At 57.1% G+C, this 16,662-nt stretch carries 22 protein-coding genes; 2 read left to right on the top strand and 20 right to left on the bottom strand.

The genetic code is table 11. The annotated features are described in order from the left end of the window. Window positions 1-140 precede the first annotated feature (140 nt). Window positions 141-965 carry an alpha/beta fold hydrolase gene (locus ACP7E3_RS20875; RefSeq protein WP_057005471.1) on the top strand — a complete coding sequence of 275 codons (825 nt, stop codon included), beginning with the start codon at window positions 141-143 and terminating at the stop codon, window positions 963-965. 82 nt (window positions 966-1,047) lie between these two features. Here the strand turns inward: ACP7E3_RS20875 and ACP7E3_RS20870 are convergent, their stop codons facing one another. Together ACP7E3_RS20870 and ACP7E3_RS20865 are read right to left on the bottom strand one after the other, a co-directional pair. Continuing rightward, on the bottom strand, window positions 1,048-1,563 hold the full coding sequence (locus tag ACP7E3_RS20870; RefSeq protein ID WP_017849542.1) for a single-stranded DNA-binding protein: 516 nt from the start codon (window positions 1,561-1,563) through the stop codon (window positions 1,048-1,050). A 9-nt stretch (window positions 1,564-1,572) separates the two neighbouring features. Continuing rightward, window positions 1,573-2,967 carry an MFS transporter gene (locus ACP7E3_RS20865; RefSeq protein ID WP_426124227.1) on the bottom strand — a complete coding sequence of 465 codons (1,395 nt, stop codon included), beginning with the start codon at window positions 2,965-2,967 and terminating at the stop codon, window positions 1,573-1,575. Between the two features lie 178 nt (window positions 2,968-3,145). Here ACP7E3_RS20865 and uvrA point away from each other — a divergent pair, with 178 nt between their 5' ends. Further along, window positions 3,146-5,980 carry an excinuclease ABC subunit UvrA gene (uvrA, locus tag ACP7E3_RS20860; protein ID WP_017849544.1) on the top strand — a complete coding sequence of 945 codons (2,835 nt, stop codon included), beginning with the start codon at window positions 3,146-3,148 and terminating at the stop codon, window positions 5,978-5,980. A gap of 66 nt (window positions 5,981-6,046) precedes the next feature. Here the strand turns inward: uvrA and bfr are convergent, their stop codons facing one another. The 18 genes from bfr to rplX form a co-directional block, all read right to left on the bottom strand. Continuing rightward, complete coding sequence (bfr, locus tag ACP7E3_RS20855; RefSeq protein WP_017848805.1) at window positions 6,047-6,511, bottom strand: bacterioferritin; 465 nt, start codon at window positions 6,509-6,511, stop codon at window positions 6,047-6,049. 155 nt (window positions 6,512-6,666) lie between these two features. Continuing rightward, the gene (locus ACP7E3_RS20850; protein WP_017848804.1) at window positions 6,667-8,115 is read right to left on the bottom strand and encodes a catalase; all 1,449 of its coding nucleotides are present in this window, start codon (window positions 8,113-8,115) and stop codon (window positions 6,667-6,669) included. Window positions 8,116-8,354: 239 nt separating this feature from the next. Further along, the gene (gene rplQ, locus ACP7E3_RS20845) at window positions 8,355-8,741 is read right to left on the bottom strand and encodes a 50S ribosomal protein L17 (RefSeq protein ID WP_003176402.1); all 387 of its coding nucleotides are present in this window, start codon (window positions 8,739-8,741) and stop codon (window positions 8,355-8,357) included. Between the two features lie 41 nt (window positions 8,742-8,782). Further along, the gene (locus ACP7E3_RS20840; protein ID WP_003176403.1) at window positions 8,783-9,784 is read right to left on the bottom strand and encodes a DNA-directed RNA polymerase subunit alpha; all 1,002 of its coding nucleotides are present in this window, start codon (window positions 9,782-9,784) and stop codon (window positions 8,783-8,785) included. Between the two features lie 22 nt (window positions 9,785-9,806). Further along, entirely contained in the window at window positions 9,807-10,427 is a 621-nt protein-coding gene (rpsD, locus tag ACP7E3_RS20835; RefSeq protein WP_003176404.1) for a 30S ribosomal protein S4, read from the bottom strand. Between the two features lie 18 nt (window positions 10,428-10,445). Further along, window positions 10,446-10,835 carry a 30S ribosomal protein S11 gene (rpsK, locus tag ACP7E3_RS20830; RefSeq protein ID WP_002555466.1) on the bottom strand — a complete coding sequence of 130 codons (390 nt, stop codon included), beginning with the start codon at window positions 10,833-10,835 and terminating at the stop codon, window positions 10,446-10,448. 30 nt (window positions 10,836-10,865) lie between these two features. Beyond that, window positions 10,866-11,222 carry a 30S ribosomal protein S13 gene (gene rpsM, locus ACP7E3_RS20825; protein ID WP_017848803.1) on the bottom strand — a complete coding sequence of 119 codons (357 nt, stop codon included), beginning with the start codon at window positions 11,220-11,222 and terminating at the stop codon, window positions 10,866-10,868. Window positions 11,223-11,351: 129 nt separating this feature from the next. After that, complete coding sequence (rpmJ, locus tag ACP7E3_RS20820; protein WP_002555468.1) at window positions 11,352-11,468, bottom strand: 50S ribosomal protein L36; 117 nt, start codon at window positions 11,466-11,468, stop codon at window positions 11,352-11,354. Window positions 11,469-11,495: 27 nt separating this feature from the next. After that, window positions 11,496-12,824, bottom strand: coding sequence for a preprotein translocase subunit SecY (gene secY, locus ACP7E3_RS20815; protein ID WP_003176406.1), 1,329 nt, complete (start codon window positions 12,822-12,824; stop codon window positions 11,496-11,498). Further along, window positions 12,825-13,262 carry a 50S ribosomal protein L15 gene (rplO, locus tag ACP7E3_RS20810; protein WP_003176407.1) on the bottom strand — a complete coding sequence of 146 codons (438 nt, stop codon included), beginning with the start codon at window positions 13,260-13,262 and terminating at the stop codon, window positions 12,825-12,827. It abuts the gene before it with no gap. A 3-nt stretch (window positions 13,263-13,265) separates the two neighbouring features. Beyond that, entirely contained in the window at window positions 13,266-13,442 is a 177-nt protein-coding gene (rpmD, locus tag ACP7E3_RS20805) for a 50S ribosomal protein L30 (protein WP_003176408.1), read from the bottom strand. Window positions 13,443-13,444: 2 nt separating this feature from the next. Continuing rightward, complete coding sequence (rpsE, locus tag ACP7E3_RS20800; protein WP_003186035.1) at window positions 13,445-13,945, bottom strand: 30S ribosomal protein S5; 501 nt, start codon at window positions 13,943-13,945, stop codon at window positions 13,445-13,447. A 3-nt stretch (window positions 13,946-13,948) separates the two neighbouring features. Then, window positions 13,949-14,299 (bottom strand): 50S ribosomal protein L18, encoded by a 351-nt coding sequence (gene rplR / locus ACP7E3_RS20795; protein ID WP_003186037.1) that lies wholly within the window; start codon window positions 14,297-14,299, stop codon window positions 13,949-13,951. Window positions 14,300-14,309: 10 nt separating this feature from the next. Next, entirely contained in the window at window positions 14,310-14,843 is a 534-nt protein-coding gene (gene rplF, locus ACP7E3_RS20790; RefSeq protein WP_003176412.1) for a 50S ribosomal protein L6, read from the bottom strand. A gap of 12 nt (window positions 14,844-14,855) precedes the next feature. Next, on the bottom strand, window positions 14,856-15,248 hold the full coding sequence (gene rpsH / locus ACP7E3_RS20785; RefSeq protein ID WP_017848802.1) for a 30S ribosomal protein S8: 393 nt from the start codon (window positions 15,246-15,248) through the stop codon (window positions 14,856-14,858). Between the two features lie 207 nt (window positions 15,249-15,455). Next, window positions 15,456-15,761, bottom strand: a complete 306-nt coding sequence (gene rpsN / locus ACP7E3_RS20780) for a 30S ribosomal protein S14 (protein ID WP_003176414.1) — start codon at window positions 15,759-15,761, stop codon at window positions 15,456-15,458. A gap of 13 nt (window positions 15,762-15,774) precedes the next feature. Next, window positions 15,775-16,314, bottom strand: coding sequence for a 50S ribosomal protein L5 (gene rplE, locus ACP7E3_RS20775; RefSeq protein ID WP_003194642.1), 540 nt, complete (start codon window positions 16,312-16,314; stop codon window positions 15,775-15,777). A 22-nt stretch (window positions 16,315-16,336) separates the two neighbouring features. Then, the gene (rplX, locus tag ACP7E3_RS20770; RefSeq protein WP_007896770.1) at window positions 16,337-16,651 is read right to left on the bottom strand and encodes a 50S ribosomal protein L24; all 315 of its coding nucleotides are present in this window, start codon (window positions 16,649-16,651) and stop codon (window positions 16,337-16,339) included. Between the last annotated feature and the right edge of the window lie 11 nt (window positions 16,652-16,662).

The raw sequence follows: 16,662 nt of genomic DNA, 5'->3' as shown, positions 1-16,662 counted from the left end.
GCGCAAAACCGAACTAAGATCAGATTAGACCTGCACGAGCCAAGTCCTCTGCGGGTCGTTAATACCCATGCCAGCGTAGTGTCTACGGACGGTTTTCTGGCCTTCACCGCCAAGTCTGTACACGTCAATGGAGCTACGCCATGACTTATCTGACAACTCGCGAAGGCAACGAGCTTTACTATAAGGACTGGGGCAGCGGCCAGCCTGTTATGTTCTGCCACGGCTGGCCACTGAACAGCGACAGCTGGGAATCGCAAATGCTGCATTTCGCCAACAACGGTTTTCGCGCCATCGCGCATGACCGCCGAGGGCATGGCCGCTCAAGCCAGCCGTGGGGCGGCAATGACATGGACCACTACGCGGACGACCTGGCGGAACTGATTGAGCACCTGAATCTGAGCAACGTGATCCTCTTCGGTTTTTCCACCGGAGGCGGTGAAGTTGCACGCTATATCGCTCGTCATGGCACTTCGCGCGTGGCCAAAGCCGGCTTGATCTGCGCGGTAACGCCATTGATGCTGAAAACCCCCAGTAACCCCCAAGGGACGCCGATCGAAGTTTTTGACGGGATGCGTGCCGACTCTATTGCCAACCGTTCGCAGCTCTACCTTGATCTGGCCAGCGGCCCTTTCTATGGATTCAACCGGGTAGGCGTCAAACCCTCGCAAGGCTTGATCAATTCATTCTGGATGCAGGGTGTAATGGGAGGGCACAAAAATACCTTCGACAGCATCAAGGCATTTTCTGAAACCGACTTTCGGGATGACCTGAAGCATTTCAATATCCCCACGCTCATTATCCATGGGGGCGACGATCAGATCGTGCCGATCCAGGCGTCAGCCTTGGAAAGCAAACGCCTCATTCCAGACGCCCAGTTGTTGGTGTATTCAGGCGCCCCTCATGGGTTGACCGACACTCACAAGCAGCGGGTCAACGCCGATATGTTGCGCTTCGCGCAGTTTTAGACGATGTAAGGCGCATAAAAAACCGCGCGGCCTTGTCGGCGGCGCGGTTTTTTTAGTTTGCTGCGGGGTGCGTTGGTATGGCCTAGAACGGAATATCGTCATCAAAGCTGTCGAAATCCGCAGCCGGTTGCGGAGCGGCCTGCTGTGGCGCTGGGCGCGACTCACGCTGTGGTTGCTGGCTTGGCTGCGGACGCGACTGCTGTGGACGCGGTGCCGAGTTGGACATGCCGCCCTGGCCCTGTTGGTCGCCCTGTGGACGGCCGCCGAGCAGTTGCATGGTGCCTTGCATGTCGACCACGATTTCAGTGGTGTAACGCTTGATGCCGTCTTTTTCCCACTCGCGGGTCTGCAGTTTGCCTTCGATGTAGACCTGCGAACCTTTGCGCAGGTATTCACCGGCGATCTCTGCCACTTTGCCGAACATCGACACACGGTGCCATTCGGTTTTCTCGACCTTCTGGCCGGTCTGCTTGTCGGTCCACTGTTCGCTGGTCGCCAGACTCAGGTTGGTCACGGCGTTACCGTTAGGCAAGTAGCGAACTTCGGGATCCTGGCCGCATGTACCGACCAATATGACTTTGTTAACCCCACGGGCCATAACGTTCTCCTAAGCTGGGCGCGCTGTCGGCACTGGGTTGACCAGTTGCTCGAGCGTCGCGCGATCCAATAATTCGGTGTCCAATTTGATGTAGATGGCGGCTTCTTCAGCAATAACCACAGCATCGGTAACCCCTGTAACGGCCTTAAGGCGCTCGGCCAAGCCAGCTTCGCGTATCGCTTCAGGCGATAACGGCAAGCGCAGACTCGTCACATAGGGAGGTTCGCGCATGGTAACAGCAAAGGCTAGCCAGAGGGCAGCCAGACCTGCGCATCCGAGGAACACAACCGACAAACCGCCGTGCTGGAACATCCAGCCACCCATGATGCCGCCCAGTGCAGAGCCCAGGAACTGGCTGGTGGAATACACCCCCATCGCCGTGCCCTTGCCGCCGGCCGGTGAAACTTTACTGATCAGCGAAGGCAGCGAAGCCTCCAGCAGGTTGAACGCGGTGAAGAACACCACCGTACCGATTACCAGCGTCCGCAGGCTGTCGCCGAACTGCCAGAAGAATAGCTCAGTGAGCATCAGCGTCACGACGGCGCCGAGCAAAATTCGTTTCATTTTGCGTTTCTTCTCGCCATAGATGATGAACGGGATCATGGCGAAGAATGAAATCAGCAGCGCGGTCAGGTAGACCCACCAGTGTTGTTCCTTGGGCAACCCGGCTTTTTGCACCAGGGCCAGGGGCAAGGCCACGAAGCTGCACATCAGCATCGCGTGCAACACGAAGATACCCAAATCCAGGCGCAGCAGGTCCGGGTGCTTGAGGGTCGGCAGCAGCGCCTGGCGCGCGACGCCGGATTCACGGTGCTGCAGAGTGCCGGTGGAACGCGGCACCATGAAGGCCACGATCACGATACCGAACAACGCCATGCCGCCGGTGGCCAGGAACAGCCCGTGCAAACCGAAGGCGCGGGTCAGCAACGGGCCGACCACCATCGCGACGGCGAACGACAGGCCGATGGTCATGCCGATCATGGCCATGGCCTTGGTGCGGTGTTGTTCGCGGGTCAGGTCCGACAGCAAGGCCATGACCGCTGCGGAAATCGCGCCGGCGCCCTGTAGGACACGCCCGGCAATCACGCCCCAGATCGAATCGGACTGGGCCGCGAGTACGCTGCCGAGGGCAAACACGATCAACCCGAGGTAGATCACCGGGCGGCGGCCGATGCGGTCGGAAATGATCCCGAACGGAATCTGGAAAATTGCCTGGGTCAGGCCATAAGCGCCAATGGCCAGGCCGATCAGGGCGGGGGTCGCGCCTGCGAGATCCATCCCGTAGGTCGCCAGCACCGGCAACACCATGAACATGCCAAGCATACGGAAGGCGAACACCAGGGCCAGACCGCTTGCTGCTCGGGTCTCGCCGCTACTCATGCGTTCGCTGTGGGGATCGTGCATGGAAAAACCTCGTGTGAACCGGCGGCGATTCTACCAGTCCCATCGATTGAGAGGGTATATGCGGCGGTTTGCCGCGCAGGTTTCATGTAAGGCTGCACCTGGCACCTTGACAGTGTATATTCATCCAGTCTTTAGCCGTATACTCCGGCATTATTTACGCCCGCCGTGCGAGGCCATCTTGGACAAGATCCTGATTCGTGGGGCTAGAACCCACAACCTGAAGAACATCGACCTGACCCTGCCCCGGGACAAACTGATCGTCATCACCGGTTTGTCCGGGTCCGGCAAATCGTCGCTGGCGTTCGACACGCTGTACGCCGAAGGCCAGCGGCGCTATGTCGAGTCGCTGTCGGCCTATGCCCGCCAGTTTCTGTCGATGATGGAAAAGCCCGACGTCGACACCATCGAAGGCCTGTCGCCGGCAATTTCCATCGAGCAGAAGTCGACTTCCCACAACCCGCGCTCCACCGTGGGCACCATCACCGAGATCTACGACTACCTGCGCCTGCTGTATGCGCGCGTCGGTATCCCGCGTTGCCCGGACCACGACATCCCGCTGGAAGCCCAGACCGTCAGCCAGATGGTCGACCTGGTGCTGGCCCAGCCGGAAGGCGCCAAGCTGATGCTGCTGGCGCCGGTGATTCGCGAGCGCAAGGGTGAACACCTTTCAGTGTTTGAAGAACTGCGCGCGCAAGGTTTCGTGCGTGCGCGGATCAACGGCAAGCTGTACGAGCTGGACGAAGCGCCGAAGCTCGACAAGCAGAAGAAGCACTCGATCGATGTCGTGGTCGACCGCTTCAAAGTACGCGCCGACTTGCAGCAGCGCCTGGCGGAATCCTTCGAGACAGCCCTGAAGCTGGCGGACGGTATCGCCCTGGTCGCGCCGATGGACGACGAACCGGGCGAAGAGATCATCTTCTCCGCACGCTTTGCCTGCCCGATCTGTGGCCACGCCATCAGCGAGCTGGAACCCAAGCTGTTTTCCTTCAACAACCCGGCCGGCGCCTGCCCGACCTGCGATGGCCTGGGCGTGAAGCAGTTTTTCGACATCAAGCGCCTGGTCAATGGCGAGCTGACGCTGGCGGAAGGCGCGATACGCGGCTGGGACAGGCGTAACGTCTATTACTTCCAGATGCTCGGCTCATTGGCCTCGCACTATAAGTTCAGCCTGGAAGTACCGTTCAACCAACTGCCGGCGGATCAGCAGAAGGTCATTCTCAACGGCAGCGGCTCGCAGAACGTCGACTTCAAATACCTCAACGACCGTGGCGATATCGTCAAGCGCTCGCATCCGTTCGAAGGCATCGTGCCCAACCTCGAACGCCGCTACCGCGAGACCGAGTCGGCGAGCGTGCGGGAAGAACTGGCCAAGTTCCTCAGCACCCAGCCCTGCCCGGATTGCCGTGGCACCCGCCTGCGCCGTGAGGCGCGGCACGTATGGGTTGGCGAGAAGACCCTGCCGGCGGTGACCAACCTGCCGATCGGCGACGCCTGTGAATATTTCGGCGTACTCAAGCTGACCGGACGCCGTGGGGAGATTGCCGACAAGATCCTCAAGGAGATTCGCGAGCGCCTGCAGTTCCTGGTCAACGTCGGCCTGGATTACCTGTCGCTGGACCGCAGCGCCGATACCTTGTCGGGCGGTGAAGCCCAGCGCATCCGCCTGGCCAGCCAGATCGGCGCCGGTCTGGTGGGCGTGTTGTATATCCTCGATGAGCCGTCGATTGGCTTGCACCAGCGCGATAACGATCGCCTCCTGGGCACGCTGAAACACCTGCGGGACATCGGCAACACGGTGATCGTGGTCGAGCACGACGAAGACGCGATTCGCCTGGCCGATTATGTGGTCGATATCGGCCCGGGCGCTGGCGTGCATGGTGGGCATATCGTCGCCCAAGGCACGCCTGCCGAGGTGATGGCTCATCCAGACTCGCTGACCGGCAAGTACCTGTCCGGGCGCGTGAGGATTGAAGTGCCGTCCAAGCGCACGCCACGCAACAAGAAGATGGCGTTGCACCTCAAGGGCGCGCGCGGCAACAACCTGCGCAATGTCGACTTGGAAATTCCGCTGGGTCTGCTGACCTGCGTGACGGGTGTTTCCGGCTCCGGCAAGTCGACGCTGATCAACAACACGCTGTTCCCGTTGAGCGCCACCGCCCTGAACGGCGCGACCACGCTGGAAGCGGCAGCGCATGACAGCATCAAGGGCCTGGAGCTCCTCGACAAAGTGGTCGATATCGACCAGAGCCCGATTGGCCGTACCCCCCGCTCCAACCCGGCGACCTATACCGGGCTGTTCACGCCCATTCGCGAGTTGTTCGCCGGCGTGCCGGAATCCCGCTCGCGGGGCTACGGGCCGGGCCGGTTCTCGTTCAACGTCAAGGGCGGGCGCTGCGAAGCGTGCCAGGGCGATGGCTTGATCAAGGTGGAGATGCACTTCCTGCCGGACATCTACGTGCCGTGCGATGTGTGCAAGAGCAAGCGCTACAACCGCGAAACCCTTGAGATCAAATACAAGGGCAAGAACATCCACGAAACCCTGGAGATGACCATCGAGGAAGCGCGGGTGTTCTTCGACGCGGTTCCGGCGTTGGCGCGCAAGCTGCAGACGCTGATGGATGTGGGCTTGTCGTACATCAAGCTGGGGCAATCGGCGACCACGCTGTCCGGTGGTGAAGCGCAACGGGTCAAGCTGTCCCGTGAGCTGTCCAAGCGCGATACCGGTAAAACCCTGTATATCCTCGATGAGCCGACCACGGGCCTGCACTTCGCGGACATTCAGCAATTGCTGGATGTGTTGCACCGCCTGCGTGACCACGGCAACACCGTGGTGGTGATCGAGCACAACCTGGATGTGATCAAGACCGCCGACTGGCTGGTCGACCTCGGGCCGGAAGGCGGTTCCAAGGGCGGTCAGATCATCGCGGTAGGTACACCGGAGCAGGTCTCCGAGATGCCGCAATCGCACACGGGTTACTACTTGAAACCGTTGCTCGCGCGCGACCGGGCCTGATTTATCCGGCCCAATAAAAAGCCCCTGTCACTTCAACGGTGACAGGGGCTTTTTTACAGCCGGGAATCAGAACTGCGATTGCAGGTAATTCTCCAGGCCGACCAGCTTGATCAGGCCCAGCTGCTTTTCCAGCCAGTAGGTGTGATCTTCTTCGGTGTCGGCCAACTGCACGCGCAGAATTTCACGGGTGACATAGTCGTTGTGCTGCTCGCACAGCTCGATGCCCTTGCACAGCGCGGCACGGACCTTGTTCTCGAGGCGCAGGTCAGCGGCGAGCATCTCAGGCACCGTTGTGCCTACGTCCAAGTCGTCGGGACGCATGCGTGGCGTGCCTTCGAGCATCAGGATACGGCGCATCAGTGCGTCGGCGTGCTGGGTCTCTTCTTCCATCTCGTGGTTGATACGCTCATAGAGCTCGGTAAAGCCCCAGTCTTCGTACATACGCGAATGGATGAAATATTGGTCACGAGCCGCGAGTTCGCCCGTCAGCAACGTGTTGAGGTAATCGATTACGTCGGGGTGACCTTGCATCGCCCTACATCTCCCTGCTTGAAAGTCTTTAGTTTGAACCATGCTGACCCATAGGTCACGGAGCCAACGGCAGAAAAGTGAAGATTTCCTGAGAAAAGCGGCTGAATTAACGCAAAAACCGCCCAAATGAGGGCGGTTCTACTTATCGTTTAGAGTCAGTTAATCGATACACCCAGCGCCTTTGCGATTGCTTCTCCATAAGCCGGATCGGCTTTGAAGAAGTGCTGCAACTGACGCTGGACCACATCACTGGAAACCCCCGCCATGGCGCCGGCGATGTTGCCGGTGAGCAAGGCTTTCTGCTCATCGTTCATCAGGCGGAACAGCGCACCGGCGTGGCTGTAATAGTCGGTGTCTTCGCGGTGATCGTAACGATCCGCGGCACCGCTCAGGGCCAATGCGGGCTCGGCGTACTGTGGCGCTTGTTTCGGCGCGTCGGCGTAGCTGTTTGGCTCATAGTTGGGCGCCCCACCGCCGTTGCTGCCGAAGGCCATCGAGCCATCACGCTGGTAGCTGTTGACCGGGCTACGTGGGGCATTCACCGGCAATTGCTGGTGGTTGGTGCCGATACGGTAGCGGTGGGCATCTGCGTAAGCGAAGACGCGACCTTGCAGCATGCGGTCCGGCGACAGGCCAACACCCGGGACCATGTTGCTCGGGCCGAACGCCGCTTGTTCCACTTCGGCGAAGTAGTTCTGCGGATTACGGTTGAGCTCCAGTTCACCGACTTCGATCAGCGGGAACTCCTTCTGCGACCAGGTTTTGGTCACGTCAAAGGGGTTCTCGTAATGTGCGTTGGCCTGGGCCTCGGTCATGATCTGAATGCAGACGCGCCATTTCGGGAAATCCCCGCGCTCGATCGCACCAAACAGATCGCGCTGTGCGTAATCAGGGTCGGTACCGGCCAAACGTGCCGCCTCGGCCGGTGCCAGGTTCTTGATGCCTTGCTTGGTCTTGTAGTGCCACTTCACCCAGTGCCGCTCGCCCTTGGCGTTGATCAAGCTGTAGGTGTGGCTACCGAAGCCGTGCATGTGGCGGTAACCGTCAGGGATACCACGGTCCGAAAACAGGATGGTGACCTGGTGCAGCGCCTCCGGGGAGTGCGACCAGAAATCCCACATCATCTGCGCGCTTTTCAGATTGCTTTGCGGCAGGCGTTTTTGAGTGTGGATGAAATCAGGGAACTTGAGTGGGTCGCGGATGAAGAACACCGGGGTGTTGTTACCGACGATGTCCCAGTTGCCTTCTTCGGTGTAGAACTTCAAGGCAAAGCCACGAGGGTCGCGCTCGGTATCCGCCGAACCACGTTCGCCACCGACCGTGGAGAAACGCAGAAAGGTCGGCGTTTGTTTACCAACGGCCTCGAACAGCTTGGCGCTGGTGTACTGAGTAATGTCCCGGGTGACGGTGAACGTGCCGTAAGCACCCGAACCTTTGGCGTGTACGCGACGCTCAGGGATGTTTTCGCGGTTGAAGTGAGCGAGCTTCTCGATCAGGTGAAAATCATCGAGCAACAACGGGCCACGCGGGCCGGCGGAACGGGAGTTCTGGTTATCCGCCACGGGAGCGCCGCTGGCGGTGGTAAGAATTTTGTTCTGGCTCATGTTCAATCTTCCTCAGGTCGGACTTGGAACTGCCGGCTAATCGGCTTGCAGTGAGTATTGATCATCAACATGACGTCTACAAATTCATTAAATTGTGGACATCAATAGAAAATTACTACCAATACACCCGACGCCCATAATGCCGCGGCCAGATCGATGCACGCTTGTATCCATGGCGCTTTTCTTACGCGCACAAAAAACCGGGCGCTAGGCCCGGTTCTTCGTTACAGACTGTCGTCTTACTCGGCGCTTACAGCTTCGCCGGCAGTAGCACGATCAACCAACTCGACATACGCCATAGGCGCGTTGTCGCCAGCGCGGAAACCGCACTTGAGGATGCGCAGGTAGCCACCCTCACGGGTAGCGTAACGCTTGCCCAGGTCGTTGAAGAGCTTACCAACGATAGCTTTCGAACGAGTACGGTCGAAGGCCAGACGGCGGTTAGCCAGGCTGTCTGTCTTAGCCAAAGTGATCAGCGGCTCAGCAACGCGACGCAGTTCTTTAGCTTTCGGCAGTGTAGTTTTGATCAGCTCGTGCTCGAACAGCGACACCGCCATGTTTTGGAACATGGCCTTACGGTGCGAGCTGGTACGGCTCAGGTGACGTCCACTTTTACGATGACGCATGGTTCATTCCTTACCAAACTCACGTTCGGTGATTACGACGATCAGGCAGTCGCCTTGTCGTCCTTCTTAAGACTTGCAGGCGGCCAGTTGTCGAGGCGCATGCCGAGGGACAGACCGCGGGAGGCCAGAACGTCCTTGATTTCAGTCAAGGATTTCTTGCCCAGGTTCGGAGTCTTCAACAGTTCTACTTCGGTACGCTGAATCAGGTCGCCGATGTAGTAAATGTTTTCCGCCTTAAGGCAGTTAGCCGAACGTACAGTCAGTTCCAGATCGTCAACCGGGCGAAGCAGGATCGGATCGATCTCGTCTTCCTGCTCGATTACCACTGGTTCGCTGTCGCCTTTGAGGTCGACGAACGCAGCCAACTGCTGTTGCAGAATGGTTGCAGCGCGACGGATTGCCTCTTCAGGGTCCAGAGTACCGTTGGTTTCCAGATCAATAACCAGCTTGTCCAGGTTAGTACGCTGCTCGACACGGGCGTTTTCCACCACGTATGCGATACGGCGAACCGGGCTGAACGAAGAGTCAAGCTGCAAGCGACCAATGCTGCGGCTTTCGTCTTCATCGCTCTGACGCGAGTCGGCCGGTTCATAACCACGACCACGAGCTACAGTGAGCTTCATGTTCAGGGCGCCGTTAGACGCCAGGTTAGCGATTACGTGATCGGGGTTAACGATCTCGACATCATGATCCAGCTGAATATCGGCAGCGGTAACCACCCCCGAACCCTTCTTCGACAAGGTCAGCGTAACTTCGTCACGGCCGTGCAGCTTGATAGCCAGACCTTTAAGGTTCAACAGGATTTCAATTACGTCTTCCTGTACACCTTCGATGGCGCTGTACTCGTGGAGCACACCGTCAATCTCGGCCTCGACTACTGCACAGCCGGGCATTGAGGACAACAGGATGCGGCGCAGCGCGTTGCCCAGGGTGTGGCCAAAACCACGCTCGAGAGGCTCGAGTGTGATTTTGGCGCGGGTTGGACTGACAACCTGCACATCAATGTGGCGGGGTGTCAGGAACTCATTTACCGAAATCTGCATGGATGCACCTATTTTCTAGCCCTTACTTGGAGTAGAGCTCGACAATCAGGCTTTCGTTGATGTCGGCGGACAGATCACTGCGAGCTGGAACGTTCTTGAAAACGCCCGACTTCTTCTCAGTGTCTACTTCTACCCATTCTACGCGGCCACGTTGGGCACACAGATCGAGAGCTTGGACAATGCGAAGTTGGTTTTTTGCTTTCTCGCGAACAGCGACCACGTCACCAGCACGAACCTGGTAGGACGGAACGTTTACGGTCTGGCCGTTAACGCTGATCGACTTGTGCGATACCAGCTGACGGGATTCGGCACGAGTAGAACCAAAGCCCATACGGTATACAACGTTGTCCAGACGGCATTCGAGCAGTTGCAGCAGGTTTTCACCGGTTGCACCTTTCTTGCCAGCAGCTTCTTTGTAGTAGCCGCTGAACTGACGCTCGAGAACGCCGTAGATACGACGGACCTTCTGCTTTTCACGCAGTTGGGTGCCGTAATCGGACTGGCGACCGCGGCGTTGGCCGTGGATACCAGGTGCTGCTTCAATGTTGCACTTCGATTCGATCGCGCGCACGCCGCTCTTCAGGAAGAGATCGGTGCCTTCGCGACGAGCGAGTTTGCATTTTGGACCAATGTAACGAGCCATTCTTTACAATCTCCTGGATTACACGCGGCGCTTCTTCGGCGGACGGCACCCGTTGTGCGGGATTGGCGTCACGTCGGTGATGCTGGCGATCTTATAGCCACAGCCGTTCAAAGCACGGACAGCGGACTCACGACCTGGACCTGGACCTTTGACGTTAACGTCGAGGTTTTTCAGGCCGTATTCCAGCGCAGCTTGACCAGCACGTTCAGCAGCTACTTGAGCAGCGAACGGGGTGGACTTGCGGGAACCGCGGAAACCCGAACCACCGGAGGTAGCCCAAGAAAGCGCGTTACCTTGACGGTCGGTGATGGTCACGATGGTGTTGTTAAAAGAAGCATGGATGTGGGCGATGCCATCAACCACTGTCTTTTTAACTTTTTTACGAGGACGAGCAGCAGGTTTTGCCATGATAATTTTCCTGTCGATTCGCGGGGGCGATTACTTGCGGATCGGCTTACGCGGACCTTTACGGGTACGCGCGTTAGTCTTGGTACGCTGACCGCGTACTGGAAGACCACGACGATGACGCAGACCGCGATAGCAACCGAGGTCCATCAAACGCTTGATTTTCATGTTGATTTCGCGACGCAGGTCACCTTCAGTGGTGAACTTCGCCACTTCGCCACGCAGCAATTCAACCTGCTCGTCGCTCAGATCCTTGATCTTAGCGGCTGGGTTTACCCCAGCGACCGCGCAAATTTTCTGCGCAGTAGTGCGACCAACACCATAGATGTAGGTCAGCGAGATAACAGTGTGCTTGTTATCTGGAATGTTAACGCCTGCAATACGGGCCATTCAGTGGGACTCCAATTGACAGCTACCTACGCCCCGGAAGCCAAGAAATAGGGCGCGAGATAATATCGCTGTAATAACAAATAATCAACCCGGCAGCGCACTAGCTGCCGGGCTTCAAGCGGATCACACTCAGCCTTGGCGCTGTTTGTGACGCGGTTCCGCGCTGCAAATTACTCGAACAACACCTTCGCGGCGAATAATCTTGCAGTTACGGCACAGCTTTTTCACCGATGCACGAACTTTCATCACCAACTCCTCGAACCTTATGGGTACTCAGCGCAACATGCCGCTGCCGTAACCCTTCAGGTTGGCTTTCTTCATCAGGGATTCGTACTGGTGCGAAACGAGGTGCGATTGTACTTGGGACATGAAGTCCATCACAACCACGACCACGATCAGCAACGAGGTCCCGCCAAGGTAGAACGGAACGTTTGCTGCAACCACCAGGAACTGGGGCAACAAGCACACGGCCGTCATATATAGAGCACCGAACAGGGTCAAACGAGTCAGAACGCCATCAATGTAGCGTGCAGACTGCTCACCTGGACGGATGCCCGGAATAAAGGCACCGGACTTCTTCAGGTTTTCCGCTACGTCTTTCGGATTGAACATCAACGCCGTATAGAAGAAGCAGAAGAAAATAATCCCTGCACTAAACAGCAGAATATTCAACGGCTGACCAGGAGCGATCGACTGAGAGAGGTCCTGCAGCCAGCCCATGTTTTCAGACTGACCAAACCAGGTACCCAACGAAGCCGGAAACAGCAAGATGCTGCTCGCGAAAATCGCCGGAATAACACCGGCCATATTCACTTTCAGCGGCAAGTGGCTGGTCTGCGCGGCAAAGACCTTGCGGCCCTGCTGACGCTTGGCGTAGTGAACAGCAATACGACGCTGGCCACGCTCAATGAACACCACAAAACCGATAATCGCTACTGCCAGCAAACCGATGGCAACCAGGGCGAAAATGTTGATATCACCCTGACGTGCAGACTCGAAAGACTGCCCGATCGCTCTCGGAAGACCGGCGACGATACCTGCGAAAATCAACATCGAGATACCGTTACCAACACCACGCTCAGTAATCTGCTCACCCAGCCACATCATGAACATCGCACCAGCCACAAACGTGGATACCGCGACGAAATGGAAGCCAAAGTCACCAGTGAACGCAACACCCTGCCCCGCCAGGCCAACGGACATGCCGATAGCTTGAACCAGGGCGAGGATGACAGTGCCGTAGCGGGTGTACTGGCTAATCTTGCGACGGCCAGCTTCACCTTCCTTCTTCAACTGCTCCAGCTGCGGGCTGACGGCGGTCATCAGTTGCATGATGATCGATGCCGAAATGTACGGCATGATCCCCAGTGCAAAGATGCTCATCCGTTCCAGCGCGCCGCCGGAAAACATGTTGAACAAGCTAAGAATGGTCCCCTCATTCTGTCGAAACAGGTCTGCGAGTCGGTCCGGGTTGATACCTGGAACCGGGATGTGTGCGCCTATTCGGTAGACGATAATCGCCAGGAACAGAAAACGCAGACGAGCCCAAAGTTCAGACATACCGCCTTTGCCGAGCGCTGAGAGAGCACCTTGCTTAGCCATTTATTCCTCGAACTTGCCGCCAGCTGCTTCGATAGCCGAACGCGCACCTTTGGTGGCGCCGATTCCCTTGCCGATAGTGACAGCGCGAGTCACTTCACCGGACAGCATGATTTTCACACGCTGTACGTTGACGTTGATCACGTTGGCATCTTTCAGGGTCTGCACAGTAACGATGTCGCCTTCCACTTTAGCCAGCTCGGACAGACGCACTTCTGCGCGGTCCATGGCCTTCAGGGATACGAAACCGAACTTAGGCAGGCGACGATGCAGCGGCTGTTGACCGCCTTCAAAGCCTGGAGCAATGGTGCCACCGGAGCGGGAGGTTTGACCTTTGTGGCCACGGCCACCAGTCTTACCCAAACCGCTACCGATACCACGGCCCGGACGATGCTTTTCGCGACGGGAACCCGGCGCTGGACTCAGATCATTGAGTTTCATCGATTAACCCTCGACACGCAGCATGTAGTAAGCCTTGTTGATCATCCCGCGATTCTCGGGAGTATCCTGGACTTCTACAGTGTGACCGATGCGACGCAGACCCAAACCCTTAACGCACAATTTGTGGTTAGGGATGCGGCCGGTCATGCTTTTGATCAGCGTTACTTTAACGGTAGCCATGATCAGAAGATCTCCTTGACGCTTTTGCCACGCTTGGCGGCAATGGATTCAGGAGACTGCATTGCTTTCAAACCCTTGAAAGTGGCGTGAACCACGTTTACTGGGTTAGTCGAGCCGTAGCACTTGGCCAGAACGTTCTGAACGCCAGCAACTTCGAGGACAGCACGCATAGCGCCGCCAGCGATGATACCGGTACCTTCAGAAGCAGGCTGCATGTACACCTTCGAAGCGCCATGGGCGGACTTCATTGCGTACTGCAGAGTGGTGCCGTTCAGATCAACTTGGATCATGTTGCGACGAGCAGCTTCCATTGCCTTCTGGATCGCAGCAGGCACTTCACGTGACTTGCCACGGCCGAAGCCAACGCGCCCTTTACCATCACCCACCACGGTCAACGCGGTGAAAGTGAAGATACGGCCGCCTTTAACGGTTTTGGCTACGCGGTTAACTTGAACCAGCTTCTCAATGTAGCCTTCGTCGCGCTTTTGGTCGTTATTTGACATAACTTAGAACTCCAGCCCAGCTTCACGAGCAGCATCAGCCAGCGCCTTGACGCGACCGTGATACTTGAAGCCAGAGCGGTCGAAAGCCACCTGCGAGACGCCAGCGGCTTTAGCACGCGTAGCGACCAGCTGGCCAACCTTAGTGGCCGCGTCGATGTTGCCGGTGGCACCATCACGCAGTTCTTTATCCAAAGTCGAGGCGCTTGCCAGGACTTTGTTGCCGTCGGCCGAGATGACCTGGGCGTAGATGTGCTGCGACGAGCGGAACACGCAGAGACGCACGACTTCGAGTTCGTGCATTTTCAGGCGTGCTTTGCGAGCGCGACGCAGTCGAGTAACTTTTTTGTCGGTCATTTGCTATGCCCTACTTCTTCTTGGCTTCTTTACGACGGACGACTTCGTCCGCGTAGCGCACACCTTTGCCTTTGTACGGCTCTGGTGGACGGAAGTCGCGGATCTCAGCGGCCACCTGACCTACCAGCTGCTTATCGATGCCCTTGATCAGGATATCGGTTTGGCTAGGGGTCTCAGCGGTGATGCCTTCCGGCAGTTCGTAATCCACTGGGTGCGAGAAGCCAAGGGCCAGGTTCAAAACCGTGCCTTTTGCTTGCGCTTTGTAACCAACACCGACCAGCTGGAGCTTACGCTCGAAGCCTTGGCTTACGCCTTGGACCATGTTGTTTACCAACGCACGCGTGGTACCGGCCATTGCGCGAGTTTGTTGATCGCCATTGCGAGCAGCGAAACGCAGCTCACCAGCTTCTTCAACGATCTCAACGGACGAATGGATGTTCAGTTCAAGAGTACCCTTGGCACCCTTCACCGAAAGCTGTTGGCCTGCGAATTTTACTTCGACACCGGCTGGCAGCTTAACGGGGTTCTTAGCGACGCGAGACATGCTTATCCCCCCTTAGAACACAGTGCAAAGAACTTCGCCGCCGACACCGGCAGCGCGCGCAGCACGATCCGTCATCACACCTTTGTTGGTGGAGACGATAGACACGCCAAGACCGCCACGAACTTTCGGCAGATCTTCAACGGACTTGTACTGACGCAGGCCTGGACGGCTAACGCGCTTCACTTCCTCGATGACCGGACGGCCTTCGAAGTACTTCAGCTCGATGGACAGCAGTGGTTTGATTTCGCTGCTGATCTGATAACCCGCAATGTAGCCTTCGTCTTTCAGGACTTTGGCAACAGCTACCTTCAACGTGGAAGATGGCATGCTTACGACGGACTTTTCAGCCATCTGGGCATTACGGATACGAGTTAGCATGTCCGCTAACGGGTCCTGCATACTCATGGGCTAGACGCTCCTAATACAAAAAAATTAGCCTTGCGGCTACATATGTCGCTGAGTATCTCCGGGCATAGAAAACACGGGCTCAGGCGAGCCGGGTATTCTAGACACACTCCGGAAATGAAACAAGCCCCAAAAGGGGCTTGTTCCAGATTCAAGGTACCGGCGGTCAGTATCTTGCGATTCAGACCGTCCGGACTTTGAAAGTACTTACCAGCTGGCTTTAACCAGACCTGGTACGTCACCACGCATTGCCGCTTCACGCAGTTTGTTACGGCCGAGGCCGAACTTGCGGTAAACGCCGTGTGGACGACCGGTCAGGCGGCAGCGGTTACGCATGCGCGAGGCGCTTGCGTCACGTGGCTGCTTCTGCAGAGCTACTGTGGCTTCCCAACGTGCTTCTGGACTTGCGTTCAGATCAACGATGATTGCTTTCAGTGCTGCACGCTTCTTGGCGTACTTGGCAACCGTGAGCTGACGTTTCAGCTCGCGGTTTTTCATGCTCATCTTGGCCATGGTCCTACTCCAATCAGTTGCGGAACGGGAATTTGAAAGCACGCAACAGGGCGCGACCTTCATCATCGTTCTTGGCAGTGGTGGTCAGGGTGATGTCCAGACCGCGGAGAGCATCGATCTTGTCGTAGTCGATTTCCGGGAAGATGATCTGCTCTTTCACGCCCATGCTGTAGTTACCACGACCATCGAAGGACTTGGCATTCAGGCCGCGGAAGTCGCGGACCCGAGGCAGGGAGATCGACAGCAGACGATCCAGGAATTCGTACATACGCTCACGGCGCAGAGTCACTTTGACGCCGATCGGCCAACCTTCACGGACTTTAAAGCCAGCGATGGATTTCCGAGCGTAAGTCACAACGACTTTTTGACCGGTGATCTTTTCCAGGTCAGCAACAGCGTGCTCGATGACTTTTTTGTCGCCGATCGCTTCGCCCAGACCCATGTTCAGGGTGATTTTGGTAACGCGCGGAACTTCCATCACGTTCCCGAGCTTAAGTTCTTCCTTAAGCTTGGGGGCGATTTCCTTCCGGTAAATCTCTTGTAGTCGTGCCATGGTCTTATCTACCTAGCAGTGTTCAAGCATCAACCGCTTTTTGGGTCGACTTGAAGACACGAATTTTCTTACCGTCTTCTACTTTGAAACCAACGCGGTCAGCCTTGTTGGTTTCGCCGTTGAAGATGGCGACGTTAGAAGCGTGCAGTGGCGCTTCTTTCTCGACGATACCGCCTTGTACGCCCGACATAGGGTTAGGCTTGGTATGACGCTTGACCAGGTTCAGACCACCGACGACCAGACGGTCGTCAGCGAGAACCTTCAGCACCTTACCGCGCTTACCTTTGTCTTTGCCGGCGATCACGATGATCTCGTCGTCACGACGAATCTTTTGCATGTCGGATCTCC

It is taken from the genome of Pseudomonas sp. PSPC2-3 (assembly GCF_049898265.1).
In the GTDB taxonomy this organism is placed as follows: domain Bacteria; phylum Pseudomonadota; class Gammaproteobacteria; order Pseudomonadales; family Pseudomonadaceae; genus Aquipseudomonas; species Aquipseudomonas veronii.
The sequence above is the reverse complement of the archived record's forward strand: the minus strand, read 5'-3'. Positions and strand labels throughout refer to the sequence as shown.

Bases quoted from the DNA above. Each gene is read 5' to 3' on its own strand.
- rplQ (WP_003176402.1), bottom strand. From the start codon at position 8,741: ATGCGTCATCGTAAAAGTGGACGTCACCTGAGCCGTACCAGCTCGCAC.
- rplE (WP_003194642.1), bottom strand. From the start codon at position 16,314: ATGGCACGACTACAAGAGATTTACCGGAAGGAAATCGCCCCCAAGCTT.
- bfr (WP_017848805.1), bottom strand. From the start codon at position 6,511: ATGCAAGGTCACCCCGACGTAATCGATTACCTCAACACGTTGCTGACG.
- rpmD (WP_003176408.1), bottom strand. From the start codon at position 13,442: ATGGCTACCGTTAAAGTAACGCTGATCAAAAGCATGACCGGCCGCATC.
- rplO (WP_003176407.1), bottom strand. From the start codon at position 13,262: ATGAAACTCAATGATCTGAGTCCAGCGCCGGGTTCCCGTCGCGAAAAG.
- rpsH (WP_017848802.1), bottom strand. From the start codon at position 15,248: ATGAGTATGCAGGACCCGTTAGCGGACATGCTAACTCGTATCCGTAAT.
- secY (WP_003176406.1), bottom strand. From the start codon at position 12,824: ATGGCTAAGCAAGGTGCTCTCTCAGCGCTCGGCAAAGGCGGTATGTCT.
- rpsD (WP_003176404.1), bottom strand. From the start codon at position 10,427: ATGGCTCGTTACATTGGTCCAAAATGCAAACTCGCTCGTCGCGAAGGC.
- rpsE (WP_003186035.1), bottom strand. From the start codon at position 13,945: ATGTCAAATAACGACCAAAAGCGCGACGAAGGCTACATTGAGAAGCTG.
- ACP7E3_RS20870 (WP_017849542.1), bottom strand. From the start codon at position 1,563: ATGGCCCGTGGGGTTAACAAAGTCATATTGGTCGGTACATGCGGCCAG.
- ACP7E3_RS20840 (WP_003176403.1), bottom strand. From the start codon at position 9,784: ATGCAGATTTCGGTAAATGAGTTCCTGACACCCCGCCACATTGATGTG.
- ACP7E3_RS20875 (WP_057005471.1), top strand. From the start codon at position 141: ATGACTTATCTGACAACTCGCGAAGGCAACGAGCTTTACTATAAGGAC.
- rpsM (WP_017848803.1), bottom strand. From the start codon at position 11,222: ATGGCCCGTATTGCAGGCGTTAACATTCCAGATAACAAGCACACTGTT.
- rpsN (WP_003176414.1), bottom strand. From the start codon at position 15,761: ATGGCCAAGATGAGCATGAAAAACCGCGAGCTGAAACGTCAGCTCACG.
- rplR (WP_003186037.1), bottom strand. From the start codon at position 14,299: ATGACCGACAAAAAAGTTACTCGACTGCGTCGCGCTCGCAAAGCACGC.
- rpsK (WP_002555466.1), bottom strand. From the start codon at position 10,835: ATGGCAAAACCTGCTGCTCGTCCTCGTAAAAAAGTTAAAAAGACAGTG.
- ACP7E3_RS20865 (WP_426124227.1), bottom strand. From the start codon at position 2,967: ATGCACGATCCCCACAGCGAACGCATGAGTAGCGGCGAGACCCGAGCA.
- rpmJ (WP_002555468.1), bottom strand. From the start codon at position 11,468: ATGAAAGTTCGTGCATCGGTGAAAAAGCTGTGCCGTAACTGCAAGATT.
- rplX (WP_007896770.1), bottom strand. From the start codon at position 16,651: ATGCAAAAGATTCGTCGTGACGACGAGATCATCGTGATCGCCGGCAAA.
- ACP7E3_RS20850 (WP_017848804.1), bottom strand. From the start codon at position 8,115: ATGAGCCAGAACAAAATTCTTACCACCGCCAGCGGCGCTCCCGTGGCG.
- rplF (WP_003176412.1), bottom strand. From the start codon at position 14,843: ATGTCTCGCGTCGCTAAGAACCCCGTTAAGCTGCCAGCCGGTGTCGAA.